The 14,763-nt window shown below is 26.9% G+C and carries 4 protein-coding genes; 3 read left to right on the top strand and 1 reads right to left on the bottom strand.

Going from position 1 to position 14,763, the window contains the following annotated elements:
- Positions 1 to 3 precede the first annotated feature (3 nt).
- Both ACR34G_RS02865 and ACR34G_RS02860 read left to right on the top strand, forming a co-directional pair.
- Positions 4 to 10,272, top strand: coding sequence for a hypothetical protein (locus tag ACR34G_RS02865; protein WP_436358456.1), 10,269 nt, complete (start codon positions 4 to 6; stop codon positions 10,270 to 10,272).
- Positions 10,273 to 10,443: 171 nt separating this feature from the next.
- Complete coding sequence (locus ACR34G_RS02860; RefSeq protein ID WP_436358455.1) at positions 10,444 to 12,090, top strand: IS1634 family transposase; 1,647 nt, start codon at positions 10,444 to 10,446, stop codon at positions 12,088 to 12,090.
- A 191-nt stretch (positions 12,091 to 12,281) separates the two neighbouring features.
- Here ACR34G_RS02860 and ACR34G_RS02855 read toward each other — a convergent pair whose 3' ends face one another.
- Positions 12,282 to 12,434, bottom strand: a complete 153-nt coding sequence (locus ACR34G_RS02855) for a hypothetical protein (protein WP_436358454.1) — start codon at positions 12,432 to 12,434, stop codon at positions 12,282 to 12,284.
- 644 nt (positions 12,435 to 13,078) lie between these two features.
- Here ACR34G_RS02855 and ACR34G_RS02850 point away from each other — a divergent pair.
- The gene (locus ACR34G_RS02850) at positions 13,079 to 14,695 is read left to right on the top strand and encodes an IS1634 family transposase (RefSeq protein WP_436358453.1); all 1,617 of its coding nucleotides are present in this window, start codon (positions 13,079 to 13,081) and stop codon (positions 14,693 to 14,695) included.
- Positions 14,696 to 14,763: the final 68 nt, after the last annotated feature.

The following is a 14,763-nucleotide window of genomic DNA, read 5'->3' as shown; positions in this document are numbered from 1 at the left end:
ATTATGAGTAAAAAAGTAAAAAATAAAAAAGGAATTGCCTTAGGTGCTTTACTTGGAGCATCCATAGGTACAACAGCTGCTTTTGTTCCACATTTATTTAATGACAAAACAAAAAAAGCTGAAACAGTTAATATTAAAGAATTTGAAGCAACCAATATTGGTTTAAATAGTGCTACAGTTAAATTCAAGTTAGATCTTGAATCATTACCTGAAAGATATAAGAAAACCTTATCAAGTAATCCACAATTAAACGTTAACATTATTGAATCTAAAACTAATAGAATTGCCGATACAGAAGTAGCAACATATAATGCAGAAACACAAGAATTTTCATTAGATGTTACTTCATTAAAACCTGGAAAAATCTATAATCTACAAGTTGTTGATTTAGCAAATGATAACTTAACTTTTGAAATGAGTACAAGTGCAGGTTTCATTGTTACAAAACCTGAATTAGAAAAACTAAACTATAACCTTAATAAAAGAGAAGTTTCTCTAGAATTATTCTTTTCTGATGAAGAAAAAATTCTTGTTGGTAAAGAAGTTACAATTCAAGTAAAAGAACAAAATAACACAAGTGCACAGCCACAAACTTTAACAGGAAAAGTAGAATTAGTAGAAGGTAAAGATTTAGCAGGTAACGACAAACACAGTGTTGTATTTAAAACCAAAGTAGAAGGTTTAAAAAGAAACACTACTTATGAAGTTACTAGTGTTAAAATCGATAATAGAGAAGTAGAAGCGAAAGCTGACTTAGATCGTACTTTTAAAACTTCAATACCAACTACAATTGTAAAATCATTAACTCAAACTGAAAGCACCAAAAACACTGCTAAAGGTGAAATATTATTTTCAGGAGATGATGAAGATGTTGAAAATAAACACATTAATGTTACTTATGCACAAATTACCAAAGATGAAAACGGACAAAAAACAGGTTATACAAACATTCAAACCCTTTCTAATTTAACTCTAACAAAAGTTGAAAAAACAATTGATAATAAACAAGAAACATTCTATAAAGTAGATTTAGATTTAACTAACTTACAACCAGGTTCTTCATATGAAATTCTTAGACTTTCATCAGTTAATAGTGATGATTTAGAACACGCAGTAAATGCTATTCTTCCACGTGAAGAAGCAGATAAATGAATTTTATCTACAAATCTAGTTGTTGCTAAAATCTCAACCGATACACAAGTTGAAAAAACAGCATTTATTACAGTAACTCTAAAAGATGATTCATATACTAAAAACGGACAAAGTGCATATTTAAAATATGCTCTAACAACAGAAAAAGATGATGCTACTAAAGTTAAAACCGTTAAAGGAAATGTTATTGGTAACTTTATTAGATTCAATTTACAAGATTTACAAGGATTACTAGAATACACTATTACAGAAATTGGAATAAGTGAACCAGGTAGAACTGCAGATCAAGAAAAACACACTGCATTTGATTTTACTAAAAACTTTGATCAGGCAACCAAAAGCTTTATACCAACTGTTTCAAATATTTTAATTAACGATGTTAATGTAACTGACAAAAAAGAAAGTACAGCAAAAGTTGTACTAGAATTTGAACCAAACAATGATTTTATTGAAAACAGAAAAGCAAAATTACAATTTTCTGCTTTAGGTTCTAATGATGTTGTTACTTTCCCTTCACCTGCTACTGATAATCAAACAGTGGAAGGAAAAGTAATTTTTAAACAAGATAACAAATTAAAAGTAGAATTTGACTTAACTGGATTAATTGGAGGAACAAGTTATTCTATTACTGGATTAACTCTTGATGCAGATTCAACTAAGAGCGCTGTAGAAAATAACTTAAAAATTGATTTTTCAATTAATTTAGATGGTTCTAAAAGAAGATTTATTACTAAACCAGTAATTAAAGATATTAACTATACAAACTCAGATACTTCCGCAAGCCTAACATTTACTTTAAATAACTCATATACAGATAAAGAACAATCCTTTGAAGGAAAAACAGCTACTGTTAAATATAAATTAAGAACAGATGCTAATGCTGCAGTACAACCAGGTGAAGATACGGCAGAAAAAACAGTTACAGCACAAGTAAAAAGTAACTACATTGTTGTTGATTTAGATAATTTAACACCAAACAAAACTTTTGAAATTACTTCAGTAGAAGTTCAAGGTTATACAACTTCAGATACAAATAAACCAAATGATATTTTAGCTGTTTCTAGTGATATAACAGAAGATAAAAAACTATTCTATACAACAGCTGTTTCAGCTAATATTAATAATATTACTAACACACCACAAACAAAATCAACTTCACAATTAGTATTTACTTTTGATGATAGATCTAAATTCTTAGCAGGTAGAACTATTATAATGAAATACAGAAAAGTGAATGCTAGTGTTTCAACCCAAGATTCTACAATTGAAACAACTGTAAGTGCAGATGGAAGCAGTTTAACTTATGATTTAACTGGTTTAGATATAGGAACTAAATATATTGTTAGTTCACTAACACTAAAAAAAGATGCTGCAGATGCAGAAGACAAACCTTTAACTAGAATTGTTTTTGATGCAAAAACAGTTGCAGAAGAAAACAAAATCTTTAGAACAACTAACGGGGTAAGTGGATTTGAATTTAGAACTCCAGTTGAAACAAAAGCTAGAGTTATTGTTTCAATTGCTGACGCTAGTCAAGAATACGAAAATAAACAAGTAAAACTAGTTTATACTAAAACAGATGCAAACTCCACTGAAACAACTACTGATGCAGTTGACATTATTAATGGTAAAGCAGTATTTGATTTAACTAATTTAGAAAAAATCAAAGAATACAAAATTACTCATGTTAAATTAGTAAATAATGGTACTGAAACTGATATTCCTTTAAAAACATCATTAACAGATAATGATAAAAAATTCATTACTTCTGCTCAAAGTGCAAAAGTTGCTACAATTGAAGAAGATGCAACAATGAGAACTAAAAACTCAGCAGTTGTAAATGTTTCATTTGATACTACACACGATAGTTTCTTTGCAGATAACTCTTACACTCTAAAAATGAGATATAAATTAAGAGGATCTAATGAAGCAATTCAAGAAGCAACCGGTGTTTTAGATGCTTCTACTAAAAAATACAAATTTACTTTCTCAAATCTAAAAGAAGGTTCTGTTTACTACATCATTGGATTTAATGGAGAAAAAGATAATAAAAACATTGATGTTATTTTAGATGATGTTACTGAAAACAAAAAACAATTTTCAACTAAAGCAACAGTAAACTCTATTTCTGTAAATACTTCTGAAGAAGCAAAAGCAAGAATCGTAGTAAGATTTAACGATGCAAAAAGAGAAATTGTTAACAAAAAGTTAAAAATTGTTGTTAAAAAACAATCAGAAAAAACTGTTGAATCTGCAATGAAATATGTGTATACATCAACATCAGATTCAGGATTATATGTATTTGATTTAGCAGATTTACCAAAAACAGAAACATTAGAAGTAGTGGGTATTTATGAAAAATCTAATGATTCAGATGCCGACTTTAGTCAACAAATTGATTTTGGAGCAGATCAATCAAGTACATTAGATACAACAAAAGTATTTACTGTTACTGCAATAAGTGCTACAGTTAATAAAGTTGAAGTTTCTTCAATTGAAAGAAATTCTGCTTCAGTAAAATTAACTTTTGATACAACAAAAGATTCCTTTGTTAATGGTAAAAAACTAAAATTAAGATATAAAGGACAAGATTCATCAGATATTATTGAAACCACAGGTGATGGTGAAACCATCGCTACAGACGGTACTGTTACAGTTAATTTAACAAACTTAAAAGAAGGTATCAGATATGATGTTGTAGGATTTACAGTTGAAAACTATAAATCTAACTTTGATTCTTCAACAGGTTCTCTTGCTTTATTAAGTCATAGACAATTTGTAACAAAATCAGCAGTTTCAAAATATGAATTCTTCCAAATTAGTGAAACTTCTACAAGAGTTGTAGTTTCTATTGAAGATAATGCTAGAGTAAAAGAAAACTTTAAAGCTAAATTAAAATATCATTTATCAAGTGATACAAATACTGAATTAGAAACCCAAACAGTAAGCATTTCAAACGGTAGAGCGGTATTTGAATTAACAGGATTAACTAAATCTGGTTCATATACAATTAAAGAATTACAAATTAGTGATCAAGCAAATTCAGATGCTAATTTAACTAAATTAGATGAATTATCTACTGTTACAGAAAATAGCAAACAATTTACTTTAACTTCACAAACTTCTGAAGTAACAACAGTAAATTCAACTACTACTTTAAATAGTGCAACAGTAACTATTAAATTAGGAACTGCTGATGCATTTACTATTGGTAAAACTGCAACATTAAAATTAAGAAAACAAGGTTCAGAAGCTGAAATAACTCAACAAGTTGCTTTAACTGATGATAGTGGAGTTCCAAAAGGAGAGTTTACATTTAATAGTTTAGATGCTGGTTCAATATACGTATTAACAGGAATCTCTATTGAAAGTGTTCCTAAAACAAGTTTTTCACAATCAATTACTGATTCAAATAAACAAGTAGTTACAACACCATTAATTTCTAGAGTAATTATTGCTCCATCAGCAGAAACTACTTATCAATTAAATGCTATTGTTCGTGATCCATTATCTGGATCAAATGACAATAGATCATTTGATAATAAGAAAGTAAAAATTACTTATTATGCAACCGATGCAGAAAGTACTAAATTAACAGTTGATTCAACAATTACTTTATCAAGAATTGATGCAACTTTAACTAATTTAGTTAAATCTAAAACTTATAAAATTGAAAAAATTGAATACAGTGCAACTGGAAATGAATTAACAGGTGATTTAACTGCATTTACATTTACAAGTGAAGTTCAAGATTCTAATAAACAATTTACAGTTGAACCAAAAACAGCACAAATTACAGAATTAAGTTATGAAACTATAACTAATAATAGTGCAACTGTTAAAGTTAAATTCTCAAATGATGTCGATGGTTACTTAAGTACTTCAAGTAAACAACTAAAAATTAAATACCGTTCTTCAGAAGATTCTGAAAGTAAAGAAAGTACTTTATCAAGTGCTACTGTAGAAAATGGAACTGTTGTTTATTCATTTGATTTACAAAACCTTGGACACGGAGCAAATGTTAGAATTATTTCAGGTATTATTGATGGTATAAGTGTTAACTTTGCTTCTACTATAACTGCAGAGCAAAAAGCATTTAACACTATTCCAACAGTTAGAGTTGTTAGAAACTTTAAAGCAGATGAAGAAGAAAGTTGAAACATCGAAGTTAGACTAAAAGACTTAAAAGAAACTTCAACTAATAAACAAATTAAAATTAAATATGTAAAAGAAAGTGCAGAAAATGATGTATTAACTTCAGATGCTGGAACTGTTAATTCAAATAGAGTAACTATTAAACTTTCAAATCTTGAAAAATACACAGGATACAAAATTAAAGAAGTTATTTTAGTTGATTCTTCTTCTTCTTCTTCACAAGAACAATCATTAATTTTTGAATCTTCAGTAACTGATGAAAATAAAAAATTCAAAGTAATACCAAAATTAGCAACAATTGAAGCAGTTGAAAACAAAACTTCAACAACTACAACTTCATCATTTGATCTTAAATTTGCTGATGCAGATAGAAATTATTTAAGTGCATATCACAACATTACTATTAAATATAGACAAAAAGGTCAAACAGACATTATAGAGAAAAATGGAACTATTAACACAACTACATTAAAAGCTTCATTTAGTTTTACTGTAGGAACTGACAACTTTGTTCAAGCTTCTTATGAACTATTATCAGTAATTTTCCAAGGAGATCAATTAAATTCTGGTGTTAAAAACACAGAACATAACCCTGAAGGTGTGTTAATCTTATTTAAGGATTCATTAACTAGAAATGATAAAACATTTGCTACAACAACAGATGTTGCATCAATTTCAACAGTAGGAGATGAAACTACTGCTGAAGCTACTGTAAGAATTAATGATAATTCTCAAACATATGTTGGTTCAAGACTAAAAGTAGTTTATACATTAAAAGATGATACTAATGAAATTACTTCAAGTGATGCAGAAATTGTACCAAGTACTGAAAGTGGTAAATCAGAAGCAGTTGTTAATTTAACAGCATTGAAAAAAGAACATACTTATACAATTAAGAAAGTTTTAATTAATAATACAGAAACTCCTTTTGTTGATAGTTTTGATAACAATAGCAAAACATTTAAAACAACAGGAAAAACCGCTACTGTTGATACTATTACTCAAGATGAAAGTTCAATTGCTAAAGATACTGCAACTATAACATTAATATTTGATGCAGCGGATGTATTCTTAGCAGGAAGTACTATTGTTGAACCAAATACAACTGCTAAAAATCTTTACTTAGTATTTTCTTCAAAAACAACAGGAGCAACAAAAACTTCTGAAACTGCAGCTATTGTAACTAAAGAAGGAGATAAAGCAAAAGTAGTCTTCAATTTAACTGGTTTAGATTCAGGGGATACTTATGAAATCATTTCAGTTCAAGAAAGAACTGGTGAACCACAAGCAAATGATGTGCAATTTAGTTTTCCAGATAATGTTAATAAAGACTTTAAAACATTACCTGCTTTAGGTTCTGTAACTAAAAACCTAAATACAGAGAAAAAAGCAGTATTAACTATTGATCTTGTTAATAATAATGATATCTTAGGGGAACCGAGTGCTTCAACTCAAGGAACTCTAACATATAGAAAAGTTTCAGATAATAGTAGTACTGAATTAACTGCTTCCTTCATTTACAATAGTAAAACTTCAATTTCTGTTGAATTGAATAATTTACAAAAAGATGAACAATATGAAATTGTTAAAGCTACTGTAAATAATAAAGATCTTGTTTTCACAACTGCAACTAACACAGATAATAACAAGAGATTTAGAACTTCTGTAAAAACAGCAGAAGTAACAATTACTGCTAATGATTATAAACAAGTAGGAGCAGGAACCTTTACACTTGCATTTGGAAACAGTGATGACTTTTTAAACAAAGAATGAACTGCTAATATTTCTTACCAAGTAACTAATGAACTTGAAAGAAAAGTTACACATAATACTCCTGTAAATATTACTAATAAACAAGCAGTATTTAGTTTAACCGGTTTAACTGGTGGTCAAACCTATCATATTACCGATATTACTTTAACTAAAGATTCAGCTAACACTGAAGCAAGTGTTGATTCAGTTATTGCAAGAGTTCAAGGAACTCCTGCACAAATCAACACTAAAGCAACAGTTAAAACTATTTCTTATGTTTCATCAACAGAAGGACAAGCAACTGTTAAAGTAGGATTTGATAATACTAACTTAGATATTGCAAACAACGGAACTGTTGCAATTACTTATGAATTAGTAACTCCACTTGGTGATGGAAATCACAGTGGAAATGCAACAGGAACAGTAGTGGTGTCTAATAATAATAATAATAGTGTTGCGACATTCAATTTAACTAATCTTGTAAAAGGACAAGAATACAAAATTACTGCAATTAAAAGAGATTCAACTTCAGGAGAAGATTTAACTTTCAATAGCAATATAAGTGAAGATACAAATTCTGAAAGAAGATTTACTTCTATTACACAAACAGCAGTAGTTTCTGCAATTACTTTCTCAAGTCAAACAGTAAATAGTGCTAGTGCTACTTTAACACTTGAAGATGAATTTGCTAAATCAGGTCAACATGCATCCATTTTATATAGAAAAGTAGGAACAACAGAAAGTTTCAACACTGCACTAGTTGAAGTTAATTCAGATAAAACATTTACAGTTAATTTAAGTAATTTATCAGCTGGTTCTCAATATGAAATAATAGGGGGAACATTAATTCCTTCATCAGCTGCAATAACAATTAAAAATGAATTACAAACTCAAAATAGTCATAAATTCTATACTAAACCAGAAATTTCCGCAATTGAAATTACTCCTAATTCAGAAACTGAAGCAAGAGTAGTATTAACTTTTGCAGATGCAGAAGGTTCACTAAATGGTCACTCACTACATTTAGATGCAATTTTAGCAACAAATGATGGTAATGCAGCAGCAAATCAAGTTCAAGCAAATGCAACTGTTGCAAATAATTCAGTTACATTTAACTTTAGTAATTTAAGTAAATATACCAGTTACAGAATAACAACTGTTGTTGACACAACTAATTCAAATACAGCAGTTCCATACAATAAGTTATTTAATACTAATGGAGAATTAGAAAGTTCTAAAGAGTTTAGAACTTTAGGAACTGCATCAACATTAGAATTTAATGCACAACAATTTGATGGAACTGATGCAACAACATCAAGTGCAAAAGTTAAATTTACAGTTCCAACTACAGATAGAACATATGCAAGAAATAAAAACTTAGCTTTAAGATATGTGCAACTTGCAGATGATGGAACTGAAGTTACAAATACTGAAAAAACTTCACCAGTTAATATTAGATTAGCAGAAGATGGTAACATTGAATTTAATTTAAGTAGTGATGTTGACGGTTTATTATCAGGAACTAAATATAAAGTAAAAGAAATTATCGATTTATCTCCTACTTCAGAAAGAATTACTTTTAATGTTCCAGCAGATTCTACATTCTCTACTTTAATTGAGCAACCACAAATTGTTGGAGTAACTCCGGAAGCATCAATTAAAAATAGTACTGTAACCGATAATCACTATGCTTATAAAACTAAATTTAATATACAGTTTAGTGATCCAAAATCAACAATTAAATGAGATACAATAAATTCTTGAAGTGTTGCTGTTGTTAGAAAACGAAGACACGAAGGTGAAGCGGATAAAAATATCACTAATTCAGAAATTTCATATAGCAGATTAAATGATACTTCTACTTTACAAGTAGAATTAACAACCGCTGATGTTAAAGAAATTCTAGGAGCAAGATTAGAATTTACAATTAGTGGTGTAACCTATTCTGAAAAAGTAGATAAAAGCGATAATAAAGTTATTACTACTTTAAATAGAACAGAAAAAGGTGGAGATATTTATGCAACAGTTAAATCTACTTATTTAGTTGAAGAAATAGCATTTCCACAACAAAATACAAACTTCTTCTTTGGATTAGCATTCAAAGTTTATGATCCAACTAGATCATTAAAAGAGTCACATCCATATAATAGTGGTAGTGGATTAGCATATACTTGATATGTATCAGATGCACCTTATACTCCAGTAATGACATTTGAATATACAGATGGTTTTGGAGCAGCATCTCATCAAGGTTTTGCAACTAACAGTGATAATACAACTATAACAAGCAGTAAATTTATTACTCCTAATTCAACTAAAGCAACTAGTCATTTTAAATTAAAACAATCTGCATCAGCATTTGTAAATAGTAGTTCTACTTGAACAGAATTTATGCCAAAACAAGCTATTGAATGGATGACAGCTAAAAGAGATCCGAATAATCCAGATTATATTTATGTAACAATTGGTGGTTCTACAAACAGAAATGATGGTTTAGGTTGAGGAAAACTTCATCAAAAATATATTAGAATTAAAGCAGGTTCTATATTTGCATTAACTAAATATGTTCCCGCTGATAAAACAGAAGCAACTAACTCTGCTACATATCTAACAAATGGTACAAGTGATGTTACTGAAGGTATAACATTACTAAGAGATGATATTACTACAAGAGCAACTTACACACTACCTATGCCTGCTGGTGATTTTAATAATGATGAATCTAAATTAGTATGAACATCTGACTCTGGACAAAATAATCTAAGATTAACTGGAAAACCAGGTACACATGGTAATCCAAGTCAAATTGATAATTATGTAACATTTGGTTCTACAACATGAGATAATACTAATAAAACCTTATCAATATCATATAGTCCAAATACAGCAAATGCCAATAGAGTAATTACTACAACTATTAAAGGTTATGCTGTCTTCCAAGATCAACAAGGTAATTTATACTTTGCAGGTGATAATCAAGGTAATCCACAAGCATTATCTACTAGTTCTACTAATTTTTTTAATAAAACAATTCAATTCCATGTAAATTACAATGGAATTTCAGAAGATGAAAAAGCTCCTGAAAATACACCATTAAGATTAATTGGAATTTGATCACAAGAAGATAGTACTTCTAAAGTAGCACCTGTATTCATTCATACAGATAAATTTGCAAATACTTTAATTGAGTTTGAAATCAAACCAACTAACTAATAATAATTTAATAAAAGTCTAATCTAGTAATAGGTTAGATTTTTTATTTACTTATTATCCCGTCTTTCCCAGTTGACGGGATTTTTTTCTTTTTTTTCATATATTTAATACTATGTATTAAAAAAAATATTTTTTTCTTTGAAAATCTTTCTATTATGGTATAATTACAATATGAAAAATCATTTTATACTTGAATGTAGTAATGGGAATGCTAAATATGCAACCGTTGTAAAATATTGAGAAAATAAAAAAGGTTATAAAAAAATTGCAAGTTTAGGAAATATTGAAAAATTAGAAAAAATAAATCCAAAATATTTAGAGATAATGAGAAAGAAATTGAGAGAAATTGATCCTAAAAACTCAGCAGAAGAAATAAAAAATATTTTATTAAGTGAAATTAAAAAAGATAATATTGAAAAATTTCTTAAAATGACTGAGATAAATCTAATTTATAATGTTGTCAAAAAATTAAATATTTTTGGTTCATTAAAAGAAAGTAAACATAAAGATTTAGAAGGAATTTTAGAATATCAAATAGCTTCAAAAATTCTTTATGAACAAAGCATTTTCCAAAGATTCAAAAACAAAGAAAAATTCGATAATAAAATAACAACTTCTAAAAATTCTTTTTATAGATTTCTTGATGTTTTAGTTGATAATGAAAAAGAAATTTTTTCCAATTTAAACAACATTATCACAAATGAAACAGGAAGAGATATCGAATTAGTTTTTTATGATTCTTCAACTGTTTATTTTGAATCTTTTCAAAGAAATGGACTAAGAATTCCGGGTTATTCTAAAGATGGAAAATTCAAAGAAGATCAAGTTGTTATAGGAATGGCAACAGATAGTAATGGTATTCCGATTTTTATAAAAGTTTTTAAAGGAAACACAGCAGATTCAAGCACAATGATTCCTTTTATTGAAGAAATGAAGAAAAATTACAATCTCAAAAAAGTTACTATTATCGCAGATAAAGGAATGTCAATAAACAAAAATCTCCGTTATTTAGAGCAAAAAAACATTGATTTTATAATTTCTTATAGGTTAAAATCATCAAGCAAAGAATTTAAAGAATTTGCACTTGCACAAGAAGGTTATATTGATATAAACCAAAGCTTGAAATACAAAGAATATCACTATAATTCCCATTGAAACGGAAAAAGAGTTAATGATACAATAAGAAGAAGAATTGTTGCTTTTAGTAAATCGAAAGCAAAAAAAGATTATGAAGATAGACAAATATTAATTAAAAATTTCCAAAAAAGACAAAACAAAATTGGAAGAGTTAGTGCAGAAGAAATTATAGGAATTAAAAAGTATAAATTCTTTAAAAGAGTAGGGAAAATGGAATTCGAACTCGATTATGAAAAAATCATAGAAGATGAAAAATTCGATGGACTCTATGTTTATGAAACTTCTAGACTTGACTTAAGTCCAGAACAAATTATTGAAATATATCACAAACAATGACAAATTGAAGAGAACTTTAGAACTCTAAAAAACACACTAAAAGTTAGACCAATTTATGTATGAAAAGATTCTCATATTTTAGGACATTTTATACTTAATTTTTTAGCGTTAGTTGTATTGAAATATTCCATTTTCTTAATAAATAAATTTTATAAAGATAATGGTGTTGTAGATAAAATAACAAATGATAAATTCATTGAAGCATTCAACTCTCAAACAAGTGTTGTAACTGAATTTAAAGGTGAAATAATTAAAGTAGAAACTTTAAATTATAAAACCAATGAAAACAACGATAATATCAAGTATTGATACGATATAAAAAGAGTTTTATCAAAAATGGTATAAAGAAAAAACAAAAACAATAAAATCAACCAAAAAAATGGTTGATTTTGTCTTTTTGCTATTAACTGGGAAACTCGGGTCTTCCAAGATCAACAAGGTAATTTATACTTTGCAGGTGATAATCAAGGTAATCCACAAGCATTATCTACTAGTTCTACTGATTTTTCTAATAAAACAATTCAATTCCATGTAAATTACAATGGAATTTCAGAAGATGAAAAAGCTCCTGAAAATACACCATTAAGATTAATTGGAATTTGATCACAAGAAGATAGTACTTCTAAAGTAGCACCTGTATTCATTCATACAGATAAATTTGCAAATACTTTAATTGAGTTTGAAATCAAACCAACTAACTAATAATAATTTAATAAAAGTCTAATCTAGTAATAGGTTAGATTTTTTATTTACTTATTATTTATATTGAATACTAGTTCAGTATTATCCCACCTCTATCTTAATTTGATTAAGTTTAGGTAGTATACTATAATCAAGTTAAAGTATATATATTTAATTATTTATTAAACCAAACAAAAAATAAATTAATAAAACAAAATTATTAAGACAAAATCAAATGTAAACTAATGTAAATAATGTTATAATAATATTAGTAATGATTAAATTACTAGTAAATTTACAAATTTACGGATAATCATATGAAGAGTTTATCGTCAGATTAAGCGTAATATTAAGTACTCAAACCTTCAATGTGCCTTTCTTAACAGAAAGGTTTTTTATTAAAGAGAAAAATGTTTCTTTAAATCAAACAAGATATTAATAATAAAAATAAGAACAAAATTAAATTTTAATATTTATGGTAATTTATTTAACCATAAAAGATTAAATCTTCCTGTGTTTCCCAGTTAACAAAGAAAAAAATAATAAAATTTAGATTGTATATATTTATTTATAAATATATACATTTTTTATTTTTTTTAATAAAATTCTTGCTATAACTTGCTATTTATGATATAATTTAAATATGAAATTAATGTTATTTAACTCTACGGGACCAAAAAAAGCAACATATAAAAATATTGGTTACTGAGATACAAGCGGAAGTTATAGAAGAAATATTAGATTATTAGCTTTAGGAAATCAAGAAAAGCTACTTAAAAAGAATCCTAATTATGAACAAATTATTAAAAGCATAATAAGTAAATATGACACAACCGTAAATATAGAAAAATTAGAAGCAGAAATAAATTCTGCACTTCTTTTGAGTTCAAATATTACTAAAACTAAAAATTTTAGTGCAGAATTTATTTTAGAATTTATGTATGATTTAAACATTTTTGAAAATTTTAATTTTGGTAAGCACAAAGGGATGAAAGAAATACTTTCTTATCAAATTGCTAATAGAATTTGTCAACCTTCAAGTATTTTTAAATCTTTTATAAATAAGTCTGAATCATATACAGACTTGGATTATTCAAAAAATAGTTTTTATAGAATGCTTGACTTATTAGAAGATAATAAGGAAAATATCTTGAAAAATATATCTAAAAAGTTTGTCAATGAAAACGAAACTATTTTTTTCGATTCAACCACAATTTATTTTGAAAGTTTCAAAAAAGAAGAATTAAGATTACCAGGATATTCAAAAGATGGAAAATTTAAAGAAGATCAAATTGTTTTAGCAATGGCGTGTAATTCAGAAAATATACCTATTTTTTATAAAATTTTTCCTGGAAATACTGCAGATGTAAAAACATTAATTCCTTTTATACAGGAATTTAAGGAAATTTATAAAAATACAAAAATTACAGTTGTTTCAGACAGAGGAATGAGTTCTGCAGAAAATATTAATTTTTTAGAAGAAAATAATATAGACTACATAATTTCAAAAAGAGCAAATATCGAAACAAAAAAATATAAAGAATTTTTATTAAAAGAAGATGATTATGTTGAGATATCAGGAAAGTTTAAATATAAAACTAAAGAAATTTTTGTAGAAAATAAAGAAAATAAAGGGAAAATAAGAAAACAAATTGTCACCTGAAGTAAATCCAGAGCTAAATTAGATAAACTAAATAGAGAGAATGAAATAAATAATTTTATTAAAAATCAAGACAAAAATGGATTTGTTAATGAAAAAAGAATGATAGGATACAAAAAAACCAAACATTTTAAACAATTGAATTCTTCTAAATATGTTTTAGATGAAGAAAAAATTTCAAATGATCAAAAATTTGATGGTTATTATGTATATGAAACTTCTTTAAAGGATTTAGATCCATTAAAAGTTGTAGAAATATACTCAATGCAATGAAAAATAGAAGAAAATTTTAGAACATTAAAAAATAATTTACAAATTAGACCAATGTATGTTTATACAACTAAACACATCCAAGGACATGTATTATTTTCTTTTTTATCATTATGAATTTTGAAAATGTTTTTATTAAAAATAAAAAATTTCTATAAAGATAATGGAATAATACAAAAAATTACAGATGAAAAATTTATTTTAATTTTAAAAAATTTAATTTATATGACAGAAGAAGATAGAAATAGCAATAAATTATTAACTTTTAAAAGATTAGATAACGAATTATCAGTAATGGCTTGAAATTTTTATGATGAATATATAAAATACATAAAATAGCAAGTAAATTTTTAAAAAAGCAAACGAAAAGTGCTGTAAAACAGCACTATTTGTATTTTTTCCCTATT

Source organism: Mycoplasma sp. 480, assembly GCF_051353065.1.
GTDB lineage: Bacteria > Bacillota_I > Bacilli_A > Mycoplasmatales > Metamycoplasmataceae > Mesomycoplasma_A.
This window is presented reverse-complemented; position numbering and strand designations above follow the sequence as displayed.